The following is a 16,986-nucleotide window of genomic DNA, read 5'->3' as shown; positions in this document are numbered from 1 at the left end:
GTGGTCCTACCCCCGTGCTTTCTACACTGCACGGGGCCCATGGGTGCGATCGGCACCCGGCTTTCCCTGCGCCCTCTCTTCAAGGAGTGGGCGGAACAAAAGACAAAACTCGGACGATTCATGTCGCGAGAATGCAGAGTTACGTCCTCATCCCCAGTGTCGTCGCCCGGCTCCAGTCTACTCGCGCACCTTGGTCGGCGGAGCGCCGATGTCGAGGCCGAGCTCGAGCGCCCGTTCCCGCCGTTCCTCGGCCAGGAAGTTCAGCTCCCGCTCGAGCGATCGTGCCACCTCCTCATGCGATTCGCTGGAGGAGCGGCGGTGGCCGCCTTGTGGTTTGGCCGATTGCGCAGTCACGGGAGAGCCCTTGTCATCACGTTGTCACGGGGATTGATCGCACGGCCGGACTCCGGGCGACAATCAAAAAGAATTCAGTGAGCACGGATTGGAATGTTTCTTGTGCGTCTGACTCGAATTTGGGCAGAAAATTCTCTCGATTGCGCTTCGAACGAAATAGCCGCCGTTGTTGGCTCGCAATCTCATCAATTTGGATGAGATGGCGCCGGTTCCGATGAAATCATTTCGGAATTTGCACGACAACGTCCTGAAACCGACAAGGTCTAACCTTAGTCGGTCTTGTGAAAGTGGCGTGGCTGATGACACCTTGACCCTGCGGCGGGTTGGGCGATTCATCGGTCCCGTCGGAAGTTGGGATGGTCTTGGAAATGAACAGGCCGAATGTTGCGCCTTATGTCTGGGCTGCCGCGTTGATCGCGGTGGCGATCTGGGGCGTGTCAGGCACCCCGCAGATGGCGCACACTTCCGCCAACACGCATCTGGCTCGCTCGCATTAGCGCCTTTTCGAGCGAGTTGGATACCGGTTCGCGCCGAGAAAACGGGTCAAGACAAGAGTCTGGAGCTCCATTCCGATTCCGTCGGATCGGAGACAGCTCTAGAGCCGCGGCCGCAGCGAGCGCTGCATGTCCATCGTGTAGGTATAGCGGCCTTCCGGGTGGGTCGTGATGGTGACCTCGAACAATTCCTCGCGCAGGCCGTAGTAGCGGCGCACCACCGTGAGCGCCGGCGAGCCGGTCTTGACGCCGAGCGCCTTGGCGAGCGGCGCCGGCATGCCGCGCACGAAGATCTCCATCTGCGCATATTCGGTGGTCTGGCCGTACATCTTGGCGATCTGCTCGTGTACCGGCGTACGGCCGTGGTCGCTTCGCTTCACGACATCGGCGAACTTGCGAAGCACGTAGATCTCGGCCCAGCCGAGGGGAGCTGCAAACTGATCCGAGCGGCGCACCGCCTCGATCAGGAACCAGTTCTTGCCGGGCTCGCATTTCAGCAGCGCGGCGAGCCTGCGGTCGGCGACGACGTCGCCGCTCTGCACCACGTCGCGATAGGTCTCGTTGGAATAGCGCAGCCATTCCCCCAGGGATTTGACGCTGTGGGTGAACAGCACCGGCGGCTCGGCCGCGATCACCACCGAGCCGAGGCCGGCGCGGCGCACGATCAGGCCCTGGTCGATCAGGATGCGCAGCGCCTCGCGCACGGTCTGGCGGCTCGCCTGGTAGCTCGCCATCAGCTCGGTTTCGGTCGGCAGCAGGCTGCCGACAGCGTAGGTGCCGAGCCGGATGTCCTTTTGCAGCCGGGTGGCGATGTCGCGGTAGCGGGACGATTTCGCCTTCGGCGGATTGTCAGGCATGACGGCTCACTGGCATGCCACCGGTTGAGCCGTCTGCATCGAGCGGAGCGCGGCCTCGAAGACGCCAAGCGTCGCCAGCACGTCGGCCTCCGGTACCGGGAACGGGTGCCTGCCCTCGACCGCGTCGGCAAAGGCCGACAGTTCCGCGGCGAGCGTGTCGAGCGCCGGATAACGCACGGTCGCGGGCGCTTCGCCGGATTTGCGCAGCACCATCGTCACCTCGTCCAGCACCTCGGCGGATCCCTTCGTTCCGAACACATGCACCCGCCAATAGAACGGCGTCGCGCGGATTGTCGCAAGGGTTGCACTGACGCCATTCACAAATTCAATCGCGAGCATGGCAGTGTCGAGCGGCGGCGGCCCGGCCTCGCGCCTGGCGAGACGGGCATAGACCTGGCGCGCCGGACCCAGCAGGGCGACAATGCCGTCGAGCACATGCAGGCCGGCGCCGGTCAGTCCGCCGCCGGGCGATTCCTCCGGCGACAGCCGCCAGCCCGCGGTGATGCCCTGCGAGTTCTCGTTGCTGTTGTGGCCCTCGACATGCAGGACCGTGCCGAGCTCGCCGCTGGCGACGATCCCGCGCAGCGCCCGCATCGACGGCCAGAAGCGGCGGTTATGCCCGACCGCGAGCACGACGCCGGCCTTGCGGCAGGCGGCGAACATCTCCGCCGCGTCGGTGCGCCGCAGCGCAAGCGGCTTCTCGCAGAACACCTGCTTGCCCGCGGCGGCCGCTGCGATCACCTGTGTCTTGTGCAGCGAATGCGGCGTCGCCAGCAGCACGGCGTCGATCTCGGGGGAGGCCAGGACCTCCTCGAGGCTCGCCGCGGGCCGGAGGCCATGTGCCCCGCAAAAATCCCTCGCGCCGATGACATCAGGTTCGATCGCGCCGACGATGTTGAGCCGCGGTTCGTGGCGGGCGGCCTCGACCAGCGCACGGCCCCATCGTCCGAGGCCCGCGATCGCGCAATTGATCATCTGCGTTCCTCTTTGTCGGCGCGCCGCGCACGGATCGCCTCGATCACCGCGGCACTGTCGGTGCCCGGGCCTTGCAGGGCGATAGCCGCGCGCAGCAGCCCGGCCTGCGCCGCCGTCATCGGCAAGGCAACGCCGTGCCGTTCGGCCTCGCGCAGAATCAACTCGGCATCCTTCAGGGTCTGCGCGATATGCGACTGCGGCGAAAAATCGCGCGCCAGCATCTTCTCGCCCTTGCTGTCCATCACCGCAGAATATGCCGCCGACCGGCGCGCGGCCGCAAGGAAGGCGGCGCCGTCGAGGCCGAGGCTCTCGGCAAAGACGAGGCCCTCGGCGAGCGCAGCGCGGTTGCTCTGCAGGATCAGGTTGATCGCAAGCTTGGTGCGGCTGGCATTGCCGATCGCGCCGACATTGACCCGCAGCGGACAGAGGATATCGAGCGTCGCTGCGGCTGTTGCGATGACATCGGCTTCGCCGGCGACCAGCGCGGTGGCGGTGCCGGCGCGGACCTCGGCGCTGGTTCCCGAGATCGGCGCCTCGATGAAGGCAAGGCGCGAGCGCGCCGCAAATTCGGCAATGCCCGTGATCTCGTCTGGCGCGCAGGTCGTGGTGCAGATCACCAGCGGCGACGCCTTGGCGCGGGCGATATCGGGCAGCAATGCCCTGATCTGGGCCGCGTCATATACCGCGATGATCACCGTTCCGCAGCGGGCCGCCACGTCAGCTGCGAAATCAGCGAATTCGGCGCCGATCCCGCTCAACGCGCCGGTCCTGGCCGCGTCGATGTCGAAACCGATCACTCCCGCGCCGGCGTCGATCAGGCGCGCGGACAGGGCTGATCCCATCAATCCCAGGCCAATCACTCCAACCGGTGTTCCGCCGTCCATGACGCAATCCCGCCGGTCCGGATCATTGCGGCTCGATGCCGGCGGCCTTCACCTCGGCCGACCAGCGCACGACCTCGCTTTTGACAAAGGCGCCGAATTCGGTCGGTGCCAGCGGCGCCACGATCACCCCGACATCGGCGAGCTTCGTCCTGGTCTCCGGCATCGCCAGGTATTTCGCGCATTCGGCGTAGAGCCTGTCGACGACAGCCGCCGGCGTGCCGGCCGGCGCGAACAGTCCGTACCAGATCGTAGCCTCGAAGCCGGGCATCGCCTCCGACAGCGCGGGAAGGCCGGGGGTGAGTTCGTTGCGCGCCGCGGAAGTGACGCCGATGCCGCGCAACGTGCCGCCTTGCATCTGCGGGATCGCGACCGAGAAGTCGCCGAAGGTCAGGTCGATCACGCCGGCCATCACGTCGGTCATCGCCTGCGGCACACCTCGATAGGAGGCGGCGACCACGGACAACCCGCCGCGCGATTGCAGTTGCGCGATCGAGATTTGCGAGGCGCCGGAACCGTAACCTCCGGTCAAATTCGGATGCGCCCTGGCGTAATCCAGGAACTGCGGCAGGTCCCTTGCGGCGAATTTCGGGTTGACCAGCAGCACCATTGCCGTCGTCGTGGTGCGGATCACGGGCGCAAAATCCTTCACCGGATCATAGGGCAGGCTCCTGAAGGTCGCGACGTTGCTGGCATGCGTGGTGTTGGTGCCCATCAGCAGCGTGTAGCCATCGGGCGCGCTGCGCGCGACTTCCTGCGCGCCGATGCTGCCGAGCGCGCCGGCCCGGTTCTCGACCAGCACGGTCTGGCCGAAGGCGTCCTGCAAATGCCGGGCGATCAGCCGTGCGACGTTGTCGGGGCCGGCACCTGGCGGAAAGGGGACGATGATCTTCAGCGGCCGTTGCGGGAAATCATCCGCGGCCAGCGCCGGCAGGCTTACGACAGCGGACAGAAACAGGACGGCAAGCAGGCGATTGCGCAACCTCATCCCGATCCCTCCGGAGGCCATTTTGTGCGAATTTATACGGACAAATGGAGCGAATACGCAAGCGCTGACCGCAAGCTGCGATTGAGGTCGATCAAATATGTCCGTATAAATGACCGAAACAGGGAGCCTGATACCCCATGGTCGATACCAGCGATCTCCATGCGCGCGGCTTGCGCCGGCGTCAGCAGATGTTCGGCGAGGCCGATGTCGCGCAGCGGATGGCCGCCGCCGGCGAATTCGGCGCTCCGCTGCAGGACATCATCAACGCCTACGTCTATGGCGATGTCTGGGAGCGCGGCGGCCTGTCCGACCAGATCCGCAGTCTCGTCATGCTCGGCATCACCGCGGCGAGCGGCAAGCCGGCCGAGTTCCGCGTCCATGCCAAGGGCGCGCTGGCCAATGGCTGTACCCCCGCTCAGGTGCAGGACGTGCTGCTGCTGGTCGCGATGTATTGCGGCGTTCCGGCCGCGATCGAGACCAGCAGGATCGCGGCCGAGGTATTCGGCGCAGTGGCCGCGGAGGAATAGGGTCTCCACGCGGGCCATGGTAGGGACGTTGCCGAATTGCGACCGGCAACAGGATGCGCCCATGCCCGCCTTTCCGACCTCGACCACTGTTCTGGATTCCGTGCTGTTCCGCGACGCCTTCGGCACAAGCGAGATGCGCGAGGTGTTCTCCGATCTGCGGCTGATCTCGCGCTATGCCGAGGTCGAGGTCGCGCTGGCGAAGGCCGAGGCGCGCTGCGGCGTGATCCCGGCGGAGGCGGCCGTGGAGATTGCGGCGCGGACCGACGTTGCCGCGCTCGATTTCGACCTGCTGCGCGAGGAGACCGACATCGTCGGCTATCCGATCATGCCGCTGGTGCACCAGATGGCGAAGCAGTGCGGCGAGGCCGGCCGCTACGTCCATTGGGGCGCCACCACGCAGGACATCATGGACACCGCCGTGGTGCTGCAGATCCGAGACGGCCTGAATATCATTGCAGACGACATCGCCGCGCTGCGCGGCATTCTCGCCGGTCTTTCGAAGCGGTATCGCGACACTCCAATGGCCGGCCGTACCCACCTTCAGCAGGCGCTGCCGGTGACCTTCGGCTACAAGACCGCGATCTGGCTCGCCGCATTCGACCGTCATGCCGAGCGACTGGCTGAGCTCAAGCCGCGCGTGCTGGTCGGACAGTTCGCCGGCGCCGCCGGCACGCTGGCCTCGCTCGGCGACAAGGGCTTTGAGGTGCAGCAGGCGCTGTGCGAGGAACTCGGCCTCGGCATACCGGTCTCGACCTGGCATGTCGCGCGCGACGGGTTGGCAGAGGCGGTGAACTTCCTCGCGCTCGTGACCGGATCGCTCGGCAAGATCGCGCTCGACATCATGATCATGGCCTCCACCGAGTTTGCCGAAGTCTATGAGCCCTTCGTGAAAGGACGCGGCGCGTCGTCGACGATGCCGCAGAAGCGCAACCCGATCTCGTCGGAACTGATGCTGGCCGCGGCAAAGGCGGTGCGTCAGCATGCGGGGCTCATGCTCGATGCGATGGTGCAGGATTTCGAGCGCGCGACCGGGCCATGGCACGCCGAATGGATGGCGATCCCCGAGAGCTTCGTGCTGACCGCGGGCGCACTGCATCAGGCAAAGTTCGCGCTTGGTGGTCTCGTCGTCGATGAGAAGCGCATGTCCGACAATCTCGACATCAGCCGCGGGCTGATCGTTGCCGAAGCCGTGATGATGGGCCTCGCGCCCCAGATCGGCCGCCAGGAGGCGCATGACGTCGTTTACGACTCCTGCCGCGTTGCCAGCGACAAGGGCCTCGCGCTCGCCGATGCACTGGCCGCGGACCCGCGCGTGGCTGATCGTATCGATCGCTCGACGCTCGACCACCTGACTGCGCCGAAGAACTATCTCGGGCTCGCGCCCGACATGGTCGATCGCGTGCTGACATCGGTGAGGCGGTAGGTGTCCGCTCGCCGTGGCGTGATCGGCGGAGACGGCGGGAACCTTGCGAAGGCGGCTCGAATTGGACTACGAATCCTTGATCCCTCAACCGACATGCCGGACGCTTCATGACCGCACATCAACGTCAACTTACCGCCTCGATCGACCCCGTGAAGCTCGACCGGCTCGCCGAAGTCGCGGTGAAGGTCGGGCTGCGGCTGCAGCCGGGACAGGATCTCCTGCTGACGGCCCCGGCTGTGGCGATGCCGCTGGTGCGCCGGATCGCCGAACATGCCTACAAGGCCGGTGCCGGCATCGTCACCCCGTTCTTCTCGGATGAGGAGGTGACGCTGGCGCGCTACCGCTACGCCAACGACGCGAGCTTCGATCGCGCCGCGACCTGGCTCTATGAAGGCATGGCCAAGGCGTTCGGTGCCAACACGGCGCGGCTTGCGATCGTCGGCGACAATCCGATGCTGCTGTCGGGCGAGGATCCGGCCAAGGTCGCGCGCGCCAGCAAGGCCAATTCGATCGCCTACCAGCCGGCGCTGGAGAAGATCGTCAATTTCGACACCAACTGGAACATCATCGCCTATCCGAGTGCGTCCTGGGCGAAGCAGGTCTTCGCCGGCGATGCCGAGGATGTCGCTGTGGCGAAGCTTGCGGATGCGATCTTCTCCGCCTCGCGGGTCGACCAGGACGGCGCCGTCGCGGCCTGGGAGAGGCACAATGCGAAGCTGCGCGAGCGCACCGAATGGCTCAACGGCCAGCGCTTCCATGCGTTGAAATATTCCGGCCCGGGCATGGATCTGACCATCGGGCTCGCCGACGGCCACGAATGGGAAGGCGGCGCCTCGACCGCCAAGAACGGCATCGTCTGCAACGCCAATATCCCGACGGAAGAGGTCTTCACGACGCCGCATTGCCGGCGCGTCAGCGGCCACGTCGTCAGTTCCAAGCCGCTGTCATACCAGGGTACGCTGATCGACAACATCGCCGTGAGGTTCGAGGAAGGCCGGATCGTCGAGGCCAGGGCCTCGCGCGGCGAGGAGGTGTTGAACAAGGTGCTCGACACCGACGAGGGCGCGCGCCGGCTCGGCGAGGTCGCGCTGGTGCCGCACTCCTCGCCGATCTCGAAAAGCGGACTGTTGTTCTTCAACACGCTGTTCGACGAGAACGCCGCCTCGCACATCGCGCTCGGCCAATGCTACTCGAAGTGCTTCGTCAACGGCGACAGGCTGACGCCGCAGCAGATCGCCGAGCAGGGCGGCAACAAGAGCCTGATCCACATCGACTGGATGATCGGCTCGGCGCATACCGATATCGACGGCATCCATGCCGACGGACGCAGCGTGCCGGTATTCCGGCAGGGTGAATGGGCGTAGCGGCGGCTTCAGTTGAACCGGCGATGACGCGCGGCGATCAATTCGCCTCGCGTCGCGCTGAAGCGGCAGGTCTCGTGCTGCGGCCGAAATCCGAGCCGGCGATAGATCTTGAGCGCGGCGGGGTTGCGGCTCGAGACGTTCAGCCAGCACGGATGCTCGACCGAAACCTCGTGCGCGGTCAGCACGTGATAGACCAGGACCTGGCCGAGCCCGCGTCCCTGCCGCGCGGGATCGACCGCCACCGACTCGATCCACATCGAGTTCTGCTCCGGCTCGGTCAGGCAAAAGCCCGACACCTGCCCGTCTTCCGAGGCGATCCAGACCTCGCTCTCGGTCAGCAGTTGCGCCATCTCTTCCGGCGAATACAGGCGGAACGCGGCGTCCGAGGCGTAGGCGGTATTGTGGATATGCGCGATCTCGGCCGCGCAGGCCGTGACATCGCCGGCCCGTTCGATGCTGGCGCGAGCCGCCGCAAGCGTGCGCGCGGGCTGCAACGGCTCCACGCATTTCATGCCGATCTCGGATTCGATCCGGGCAAAGCCGAACACCGATACGAAAGCCATTCCCGCCGGCCAGTCGGGACTTACCAGCGTCTGTATGGCGAGGTCGTCGCCGGCGTCGATTGCCAGCACGTCATCGAACAGCGCAAGCGCGGTGCCACGGCGTCGCGCCTCGGGCACCACGACGATCTTGAGGAACCGGCAATGATGCCCGCCATGGTCGCGCAGGGAGGATTCGGCGAGTCCGACGAGGCGGCCATTCCGCTCGGCGACGCGAAAGTCACGCCCGCCGCGGTTCTGCGGCAGCTTCAGGAACTGGCCCCATTGCGGCAGCGTGATCGGCCCAAGCCTCGGTTCCACCGTGGCCGCCTTGCTGTAGAGTGCGACAACCGCGTCCGCATCAGTCTCCCGGAGCGGCCGGATGGTGATGCTGTCATCCATGAGTCGCAAGACTACCCGATGTGGAGCCGATAAACATCCTTTGCCGTCTTTGAGAACAACGCAGTCTTTTCAACTTCGCTATATTGTGACGCAAGCCGTTTAAACGCGTTAAAGATCACCTGGTAACTGCATTGACCCTTGTCAGGTGGGAAGTTGCTCTCGAACATGCAACGGTCGGGGCCGAAAGCCTCGATGCAGGTTTCGACATAAGGCCGCCAGGCGGCCGCAAGTTCCTCCGAGGACGGCGGCTTCGGGCGGAGGTGGAAATCGTAGCCGAGCAGGCACATGGCCAGCCCGCCGAGCTTGACGACGACATTCGAGCAGCTGGCGATCTCCCGGATCGAGGCCTTCCAGACCGGAAAGGTCTCGTTGCGCTTGCCGGCGAAGCGGCCGATCCCGACCGGGCCGCCGCAATGGTCGAGCACGATCCGGGTCTCGGGGAAGGCGCGGGCGAGGTCGGCGAGCTCGCCGATCTGCGGATGGAACAGCCAGGCATCGAAGCTGAGGCCAAGCGGCGCCAGGCAGGCAAAGCCCCTGCGGAACGTCGGATCGAGCAGCAGTCCCTTCGGACGGTTCGCATACATGTGGGCGACGTCGGGGTCCTCGTCCCAGGCCGAGGAATGGCGGATGCCGCGGAACCGGCCGTTGCCGGCAGCGATCTCCGCCTCCAGCACGGCCCTGGCCTGATCGCCGAGCAGGAGATTGACGTGGCTGACGATGCCGGCGCAGATCGCGGCCTTGCCATAGCCACCGCTCGCGGACATCGCGGCGACGCCGTTGGCGAATTCAACCTCGCCGACGGGGCGGAATGCTTCCGGCCCGCCGGCGCGGTACATCGAGCGGCAATCGACATAGACGGTCGCGATGATGTTGTGGCCGGAGGCGATGTCGTCACGCATCTCCTCGATCAGATAACGCAGTCCGCCGCGGTCCCAGAGGTGATGATGCGGATCGACGATCGGCCGGCCAGGGTCGATGATCTCCTCGCTATATTGGGCAAGCCAGTCTTCACGCGGATTGGCAAAAAGCCCGCTCGCCGAGGCGGGCAGAGTGCTGGCCATGGATCATGCTCCCTGTTCTTGCTCTTGTCGGCCGCCGATGCGATGTCGGCTGTTCGGAGGATAACGAGGCCGGGGGGAATGCGTCAAACGGGGGCATTGGGGTTGGCCGTCAGGGCCTGGTCGCAGGCGGCCTGGCGCGTGCGCGCTGCTGGGCAGAGACCGCAGGGCGCGAGCCCTTTGCGACCCATTCGTCGTAGAACTCGATCTTGGCGTCGACCAGCGCGAGCGCCTCGGTCCATTTGGCAATCATCGCCTGGACACGGCGCTGGTGGTCGGCAAGCAGCGCGCGGCGCTTGCGCAAGGTCGCGCTGCCCTGCTTCACCAGCACGGTGTATTCGCGTAGTTGCCGGATCGACATGCCGGTCAGGCGCAGCCGCTCCACCAGATCGAGCCAGCCGATATGGTCGTCGCTGTAGACGCGGCGGCGGCCGCGGTCCCTGACGACGCCGGGCATCAGGCCTTGCGCCTCGTACCAGCGGATGGTGTGGACGCTGCGGCCGGAGCGGCGGGCGATGTCGCCGATGTAGAGCGCGCCCGGCGCGGCCCGTGAAGGCGGTGTGCGGGCATCCATCACAGATAGACTGCCTTCATCGCACCGGCCGGATAGCGCTCGCCGGCCACGGCGCCCGGCGGAATTGCCGCAGTGATCCGCGCATTGTCTTCCGGCGACAGCGTGACTTCCAGCGCGCCGATGTTCTCCTCGAGCCGGCCGCGCTGCTTGGTGCCGGGGATCGGGACGATGTCCTGTCCCTGCGCCAGAAGCCAGGCGAGCACGAGCTGCGAGGGCGTGCAGCCCTTGTCGTGCGCGATCGCCACGATGCCGCCGACCAGATCGCGGTTGCGGGAAAAATTGTCTCCGGCAAAGCGCGGATGATCGCCGCGGCGATCGCCGGCGATGTCGGCCTGCGACTGGATCTGCCCGGTCAGGAAGCCGCGGCCGAGCGGCGAATAGGCGACGAAGGCGATGCCGAGCGCCCGCGTGGTCTCCAGCGTCTCCTCGGCTTCCCTGCGGTAGAGCAGGGAATACTCGGTCTGCACCGCGGCCAGTCCGTGCACCCTGTGGGCGCGACGGATGGTTTCGGGCCGCGCCTCGCAGAGGCCGAGATGGCGGACCTTGCCCTGCTCGACGAGCCGTGCCATGGCGCCGACCGTGTCCTCGATCGGGACGTTCGGATCGATGCGGTGCTGGTAATAGAGGTCGATGGTTTCGATGCCGAGCCGTTTCAGGCTTGCCTCGCAGGCCTGTTGCACATAGGCGGGCCGCCCGTCGACGCCCTGTCCCGTCGCGGTCCTGACCTGACCGAACTTGGTGGCGATCACGACCTTGTCACGCAGGCCCTTGAGCGAGCGGCCCAGCAGCTCCTCATTGTGGCCCCAGCCGTAGAGGTCGGCGCTGTCGAGGAAGTCGATGCCCAGGTCGATGGCATGGCGGATCAAGTCAGGCGTCGCCGCATCGTCATTGGCGCCATAGACGCCGGATAGCGACATGCAGCCGAGACCGATGGCGGAGACCTCTGGACCGTTCTGGCCGAGCTTGCGGTGGGGAAGCGTGGTGGTCGTCATGCTGCTGGTCCTCTTTATTGACGTCGCCGACAGTCCCGAGTGAACATGCTAGAGCATACTCTAGGTCAAGCGCGAAAAATGACCGGCGCACGAAATCGTGTCAGGGCGCTCAGACGCCGTCGAGGATGATCACGGTCGGCGTCGCCGGCAGCGTATCCCGCGAGATGCGCAAGGTGCGTTCGCTGCGCTGGTCGATCTCGAACTGCTGGCCGATCAGGCGCATGAATTCGTCGAGCGGGGTCGAGAAGCGGTGCATCGGCAGCACAACGGCGGATCGCAGGCGCCTCGTGATCTCGGAGATGCCGTCGAGCGACATCGTATAGGTGCCGTCGATCGGCACCATCACGATGTCGAGGCGGCCAATCGCCGCAAAATGGCTGTCGTCGAGCTTGACGTGGAGGTGGCCGAGATGGCCGATGCAGAGGCCGGCAACCTCGAAGATGAAGATCGAATTTCCGTCCTTGATCATCTCGCCGCCGGGCCCTTCGCCCCAATAGCGGCGGATGTCGGTGGTGACGTTGCGGATGTAGACGTCGCCGATCCGCATCGCGTAATGCGCAGCCTGCCCGTTCTCGCCCCAGCCATGCAGCACATGGGGAATCCGGGGATCGGGAAACAGCGTGTAGTGCGTCGAGTGTGCCCGGTTCATGGTTACGACGTCGGGCAGCCGGCCGACCTGATAGGCGCCGCTGTAATCGGTCGCGATGCGGATGCCGCCCGGCGTTTCGATGTAATAGGTCGAATGGCCGGCATAGGTGATCGCGACCTCGTCGGCCTTGGCCGCCACGCGGCGGAAGCTGACCGGCATCGCGCGCGGCGGCGCATTTGCCATCGCCAGGCACTCGCTGCGCTGGGCTTCTTCCGCCCGCGCATGACCGATGAAGGCCCCGAGCAGGACGAGCAAGGCGAGCAGTCTCGGCATGGCATGTTCCGTCCGTCACGACGTCCGCGGCCGGAAGATTATCGCCGATCGAGGCTCCCGTCATGATGACGCCGGCGCATCGCTCCATGGCGTGCCCTGCAACACGATATCGGCGATTATTCCGCCGAGAGGCGTTACCATGCCGCACAAGCCATCGACATCAGGGGAGCCGGCCGTGACCGAAACTGCCTCAGCGACGCGCGCGCCTTCGACGAAGCGGCTGGAACCGCTGCGTCACGTCGACGCCGGCGTGCTCAACATCGCCTATTACGAGGCGGGTCCCGCCAGCGGTCCGGTCGTCATGCTGATGCATGGCTTTCCCTATGACATCCATTCCTTTGTCGACGTCGCGCCCGACCTGGCGGCGCAAGGCTGCCGTGTCATCGTGCCCTATCTGCGCGGCTATGGCCTCACCAGGTTCCGCGACAAGAGCACCCTGCGCTCCGGCGAACAGGCCGCCGTCGGCGCCGACATGATGGCGCTGATGGATGCGCTCGGCATCCAACGCGCGGTGTTCGCCGGCTACGATTGGGGCGGCCGCGCGGCTTCGATCGGTGCGGCGCTCTGGCCGGAGCGCTGCATCGGGCTCGTCTGCAGCAACGGTTACATGATCCAGGACATCGCGAACGCGATGGTGCCGGCGCGGCCGGAGCGCGAGGTGCCGCTCTGGTACCAGTATTATTTCCAGCTCGAGCGCGGCCGCGCCGGGCTTGCCGCCAACCGGCGCGGGATCGCCAGATTATTGTGGTCGCAATGGTCGCCGGGCTGGCAATTCGACAATTCCTGCTTCGAGCGCAGCGCCATCGCATTCGACAACCCGGATTATGTCGACGTGGTGATCCACAGCTATCGCCACCGCTTCGGCGTTGCCGAGGGCGATCCGCAATATGCCGAGTTGCAGCGAAGGCTGGCCGCATTGCCGGTGATCGAGGTCCCCACCATCGTGCTCGACGGAGGCGACGATGGCGTCACGGCCGCCACCGACGGCGTCGCCACCGCGGCGAAGTACAGCGCTCGCCGGGCGTATCGGGTGATCCCGCACGCCGGTCACAATCTGCCGCAGGAAGCACCGGAAGCCTTTGCTGCGGCCGTGATGGAACTGATCAGGGCCTGATGGGTGCCTGATCCGGTCGATCGCAAGCGTCGCCTGATCGCAGGCCGATGCAGCCGTCACATGATGAGGGCGTAAGCTCACGCCTTCTTCGGGCTGATCTTCCAGGCTGTGGCCAGTGTCATCGTGGTCAGGATGCCGCTGGCGATGGCGGCGCCCGGGATCGTCAACGCCAGTGCCGCGGTCGCGGCCCAGCCGATCGAGCAGAAGGCCTCCGCGAAGGTCGCGACACGTGACGAGGTCTGGCGGCGGCGGAACTGGCTGCGCTTGGCCTGCGCTCGGAACCAGAGCTGGACCGCTGCGGCGGATGCGGTCGCTATGACCACCGCAATCGCCGTCACCACGGCCTGCCGGAGCGAGGCGAACGCCAGTGCCGTGATCAATGGCGTGAAGATGGCGGCGATCGCGATCAGCACCACCTCGATCTTGGCACGGATCACGCGCGATGGCGGCAGCGGGGCGGTCGCCACCAAATCGGCGGCGTCCTCGCCCGAGATCGTCAGCCAGGCCAGGCCGCCGGCCAATTGACCCGCCGCCATCACGATGACGGGCGTGATAAGCACGATGGCGGTCGAGGAGCCGGAGAAGCTCCGCCACAGCATCAGCGCCGGCGGCACCAGATAGAGCATCTGCATCAGGCTCTGCGACAATAGCCACGGGTCGCGACGCAGCAGCAGGAATTCCTTCCAGCGCAGTGCCTGCTGGCGCGAGCCGATGCGGAATGCGCGGGTGCGGCTGCGGATGGTGGCAGCCGGATTGGCCGCGACGCTCACCACGGTGTCGGCGAACCGTGGCGCGAACACCGCCATCACCATGCCAAGCATCACGAGCCCGCCGGCGACGAGCAGCAGCATCACTTCGAGATCACCAAGCGCCGCGCGGGCCGGCCACCAGACCAGGCTGTTCGGACCGGGAGCGAGGTGCGCCGCGGTGGCAGAGTTGAGCACGGCGAAGCGCGACAGCGTGCCGTAGGAGAGGATGGCGACGATCTGCAGCGCGATCACGAAGCCGGCGCCGATGACGGCGGAGACGATCTGTGCTGCCAGCCGCGTCCGGCTCGGGCCGATCAGGCGGAACAGGAACACGGTGATGGCGATCGCGACCGCCGCGGCCGACAGGCCGATCGCGACCACGACGCCGTAGCCGGCGAGCCAGCGTGCCCCGCCGAGGATGACCAGCACGTCGACGAACGGCGTCGAGAGCAGCAGCGCCATGCTCGTCACCGAGAGCGCGATCGCGGCGATCCGCACCGAGAAGATGTTGGTGAGCTTCACCGGCGACGACATGATCAGGTCGAGATCGGCGCGGGCATAGAACACCCGTGTCACGGATTCGATCGCCTGCGACAGCATCAGGGCCCAGGACAGGAAGATCGTCGCTGACAGCACGATCAGCGATGACGGATCGAGCGGGAAGCGCAAATCGGCGAAGCGGCCGACCACGGCATAGGCCGGCAGATGCAGGATCGCGGCGGCGATCAACAGCCCGATCACTGCACGGTTGCGGCGGCGCCGGCCGCCGGTCATCATCGCCAGCCATTCACGCCAGGCGAGGCGGAATTCGTGGCGAACGAACCAGGAGAGGTGGCCTGCGGAACTCACGCGGCGGCCGCCTCGGTGTCGACCAGCGCGATGAACATGTCCTCGAGGCTGGTGTCGTTGCGTCCGTTCTGCTGACGCAACTCGGCGAGCGTGCCCTCGGCGATCAGCTTTCCGGCGGCGATCACGCCGATCCGGTCGGCCATGCGCTCGGCGACTTCGAGGATATGCGTGGTCATGATCACGGTGCAGCCGGCGCGCGCGCGCTCCTGCAGCAGTCCCTTGACGTGACGCGCCGACAGCGCATCGAGGCCGGTCAGCGGTTCGTCGAGAATGATCAGCCGCGGCTCATGCACCAGCGCGCCGGCGAGCGCCACCTTCTGGCGCATGCCCTTGGAAAAGCCCTCGCAGCGCTCGTTGAGATGCGCCTCGAGCCCCAGCGACACCAGAAGGTCGTGCGCCGAGCCTTCGGAGACGCGGGGATCGACGCCCCAGAGCCCGGCGACGAACTCAAGGTACTCCAGCGGGGTCAGCTTGTCGTAAATCATCGGCTCGTCCGAGACCCAGGCCACCACCTGCTTGGCGGCGACCGGATCGGTCAGCGCGTCGATGCCGAGGATCGACACCGAGCCGGCATCGGGCCGCAGCAGACCCGCCACCATGCGCAAGGTGGTGGTCTTGCCTGCGCCGTTGGGGCCGAGCAGCGCGTAGAACTCGCCGACACGCACCGTGAGATCGAGCGCGTCGACCGCCGGGCGGTCAAAACGCTTCGTTAACCCTCGCACCTCGAGTGCGGACAGCCCCGATGTCATGATGGCGTGATGATCCCGGATTGCGCTCTTCGGTTGCGCAGTGTGGGGCAGAAACTGTTTCGGCACAATGAATCGCGCTGGCCAAATCGGAGACGATATCCGTAATAGTCCGTGCTGCCGGATTTCTCCCCAATTGTGATAATGCGGGCCGGCCGGCGGTTTGTTGACACGGATCGGGCCTTTTGGCTCAATCGGCCCCCGGACATAGGCGGCTTTCAGTGCTTGCGGCACAAGGGCGCGAAGGCGGGATGCACCAAGGCGATCGGCAGGAATTGCCGGTGCATCGGGGAGGGAACGATGCTGGACTTTGTTCAGCAACTCGTCAGCGGCGTTGCGCTTGGCTGCGTTTACGGCCTGATCGCGCTTGGGTTCGTGCTCGTTTACAAGGCAACCGAGGTCGTCAATTTCGCGCAAGGCGATTTGATGATGCTGGGCGGCTTCTTCGCCTTCACTTTCGTCGGCATCCTCGGACTGAACTACTGGGTCGGCTTTGCCGGCGCGGTCATCTGCATGGCGCTGTTCGGCATGCTGGCCGAGCGGATCGTGGTGCGGCCGATCCTCGGCTATCCGCAATTCTCGATCATCATGGCGACGATCGGGCTCGGCTATTTCCTGCGCTCGGTCGCCGGCATGATCTGGGGCACCGACGATTTCAAGATCGAGACGCCGTTCAGCCAGGGTGTCCTGCGGATCGGCAATCTGGTGCTGGCCTATGACAAGCTGTCGGTGATCGCGGCGACCATCATCCTGTGCGCGCTGCTCTACCTGTTCTTCAACCGCACCACGCTCGGCACCGCGATGCGCGCCAGTTCCGAGAACATGCTGGCTGCCTACTACATGGGCATTCCGGTCAAGCGGGTGGTGTCGATCGTCTGGGCGATCTCGGCGGCGGTGGCGACCTGCGCCGGCGTGCTGCTGGCGCCGATCACCTTCATCCATTCCAACGTGGGGCTCGTGCTGGGGCTGAAGGCGTTTCCGGCCGCCGTCCTCGGCGGCTTCGGCTCGATCCCCGGCGCCGTGGTCGGCGGCGTCTTGATCGGCGTGATCGAGAGCATGGCCGGCTTCTACCTGCCGCAGGGATGGAAGGATGTCGCGCCCTACATCGTGCTGCTCGCGGTCCTGCTGCTGAAGCCCGAGGGCCTGTTCGGCCTGCACGCACGCAAGAAGGTTTGAGG

Annotated in this window: 18 protein-coding genes; 6 read left to right on the top strand and 12 right to left on the bottom strand. The window is 65.9% G+C overall.

Features of this window, described 5'->3' with window-relative positions; genetic code table 11:
- Positions 1-177 precede the first annotated feature (177 nt).
- Positions 178-354 (bottom strand): hypothetical protein, encoded by a 177-nt coding sequence (locus JQ586_RS12130; protein WP_212394788.1) that lies wholly within the window; start codon positions 352-354, stop codon positions 178-180.
- A gap of 368 nt (positions 355-722) precedes the next feature.
- Here JQ586_RS12130 and JQ586_RS41100 point away from each other — a divergent pair, with 368 nt between their 5' ends.
- Positions 723-851 carry a hypothetical protein gene (locus JQ586_RS41100; RefSeq protein ID WP_283815435.1) on the top strand — a complete coding sequence of 43 codons (129 nt, stop codon included), beginning with the start codon at positions 723-725 and terminating at the stop codon, positions 849-851.
- A gap of 98 nt (positions 852-949) precedes the next feature.
- Here the strand turns inward: JQ586_RS41100 and JQ586_RS12125 are convergent, their stop codons facing one another.
- The 4 genes from JQ586_RS12125 to JQ586_RS12110 are packed head-to-tail and all read right to left on the bottom strand — an operon-like array spanning position 950 to position 4,549.
- Positions 950-1,705, bottom strand: coding sequence for a GntR family transcriptional regulator (locus JQ586_RS12125; RefSeq protein WP_212394787.1), 756 nt, complete (start codon positions 1,703-1,705; stop codon positions 950-952).
- 6 nt (positions 1,706-1,711) lie between these two features.
- Positions 1,712-2,680 carry a Gfo/Idh/MocA family protein gene (locus JQ586_RS12120; protein ID WP_212394786.1) on the bottom strand — a complete coding sequence of 323 codons (969 nt, stop codon included), beginning with the start codon at positions 2,678-2,680 and terminating at the stop codon, positions 1,712-1,714.
- Positions 2,677-3,564, bottom strand: a complete 888-nt coding sequence (locus tag JQ586_RS12115) for an NAD(P)-dependent oxidoreductase (protein ID WP_212394785.1) — start codon at positions 3,562-3,564, stop codon at positions 2,677-2,679. Before JQ586_RS12115 ends, JQ586_RS12120 begins: the two co-directional genes overlap by 4 nt.
- Before the next feature lie 22 nt (positions 3,565-3,586).
- A complete protein-coding gene (locus JQ586_RS12110) occupies positions 3,587-4,549 on the bottom strand; it encodes a tripartite tricarboxylate transporter substrate binding protein (protein WP_212394784.1) in 963 nt (320 codons plus the stop codon).
- 137 nt (positions 4,550-4,686) lie between these two features.
- Between JQ586_RS12110 and JQ586_RS12105 the strand changes: the two genes are divergently transcribed.
- From JQ586_RS12105 to JQ586_RS12095, 3 genes are all read left to right on the top strand, one after another.
- On the top strand, positions 4,687-5,076 hold the full coding sequence (locus tag JQ586_RS12105; RefSeq protein ID WP_212394783.1) for a carboxymuconolactone decarboxylase family protein: 390 nt from the start codon (positions 4,687-4,689) through the stop codon (positions 5,074-5,076).
- A 61-nt stretch (positions 5,077-5,137) separates the two neighbouring features.
- Positions 5,138-6,499, top strand: coding sequence for an adenylosuccinate lyase family protein (locus tag JQ586_RS12100; RefSeq protein WP_212394782.1), 1,362 nt, complete (start codon positions 5,138-5,140; stop codon positions 6,497-6,499).
- Positions 6,500-6,606: 107 nt separating this feature from the next.
- Positions 6,607-7,863, top strand: coding sequence for an aminopeptidase (locus tag JQ586_RS12095; RefSeq protein WP_212394781.1), 1,257 nt, complete (start codon positions 6,607-6,609; stop codon positions 7,861-7,863).
- Positions 7,864-7,871: 8 nt separating this feature from the next.
- On the opposite strand, the gene JQ586_RS12090 is transcribed toward JQ586_RS12095, so the two are convergent.
- From JQ586_RS12090 to JQ586_RS12070, 5 genes are all read right to left on the bottom strand, one after another.
- A complete protein-coding gene (locus JQ586_RS12090; RefSeq protein ID WP_212394780.1) occupies positions 7,872-8,804 on the bottom strand; it encodes a GNAT family N-acetyltransferase in 933 nt (310 codons plus the stop codon).
- Between the two features lie 11 nt (positions 8,805-8,815).
- Positions 8,816-9,865, bottom strand: coding sequence for an amidohydrolase (locus JQ586_RS12085; protein WP_212394779.1), 1,050 nt, complete (start codon positions 9,863-9,865; stop codon positions 8,816-8,818).
- A gap of 109 nt (positions 9,866-9,974) precedes the next feature.
- A complete protein-coding gene (locus JQ586_RS12080; protein ID WP_212394778.1) occupies positions 9,975-10,436 on the bottom strand; it encodes a MerR family transcriptional regulator in 462 nt (153 codons plus the stop codon).
- Positions 10,436-11,428, bottom strand: a complete 993-nt coding sequence (locus JQ586_RS12075; RefSeq protein ID WP_212394777.1) for an aldo/keto reductase — start codon at positions 11,426-11,428, stop codon at positions 10,436-10,438. The genes JQ586_RS12080 and JQ586_RS12075 overlap by 1 nt, the downstream gene beginning before the upstream one ends.
- A 109-nt stretch (positions 11,429-11,537) precedes the next feature.
- On the bottom strand, positions 11,538-12,350 hold the full coding sequence (locus JQ586_RS12070) for an MBL fold metallo-hydrolase (protein WP_212394776.1): 813 nt from the start codon (positions 12,348-12,350) through the stop codon (positions 11,538-11,540).
- Between the two features lie 229 nt (positions 12,351-12,579).
- Between JQ586_RS12070 and JQ586_RS12065 the strand changes: the two genes are divergently transcribed.
- Positions 12,580-13,464 (top strand): alpha/beta fold hydrolase, encoded by an 885-nt coding sequence (locus JQ586_RS12065; RefSeq protein ID WP_249147506.1) that lies wholly within the window; start codon positions 12,580-12,582, stop codon positions 13,462-13,464.
- 77 nt (positions 13,465-13,541) lie between these two features.
- Here JQ586_RS12065 and JQ586_RS12060 read toward each other — a convergent pair whose 3' ends face one another.
- Both JQ586_RS12060 and JQ586_RS12055 read right to left on the bottom strand, forming a co-directional pair.
- A complete protein-coding gene (locus JQ586_RS12060; RefSeq protein ID WP_212394774.1) occupies positions 13,542-15,062 on the bottom strand; it encodes a permease in 1,521 nt (506 codons plus the stop codon).
- A complete protein-coding gene (locus JQ586_RS12055) occupies positions 15,059-15,811 on the bottom strand; it encodes an ABC transporter ATP-binding protein (RefSeq protein ID WP_212394773.1) in 753 nt (250 codons plus the stop codon). Before JQ586_RS12055 ends, JQ586_RS12060 begins: the two co-directional genes overlap by 4 nt.
- A gap of 297 nt (positions 15,812-16,108) precedes the next feature.
- Between JQ586_RS12055 and JQ586_RS12050 the strand changes: the two genes are divergently transcribed.
- Positions 16,109-16,984, top strand: coding sequence for a branched-chain amino acid ABC transporter permease (locus JQ586_RS12050; RefSeq protein ID WP_212394772.1), 876 nt, complete (start codon positions 16,109-16,111; stop codon positions 16,982-16,984).
- Positions 16,985-16,986 lie beyond the last annotated feature (2 nt).

Source organism: Bradyrhizobium jicamae, assembly GCF_018130215.1.
Lineage (GTDB): Bacteria > Pseudomonadota > Alphaproteobacteria > Rhizobiales > Xanthobacteraceae > Bradyrhizobium > Bradyrhizobium jicamae_A.
The sequence above is the reverse complement of the archived record's forward strand: the minus strand, read 5'-3'. Positions and strand labels throughout refer to the sequence as shown.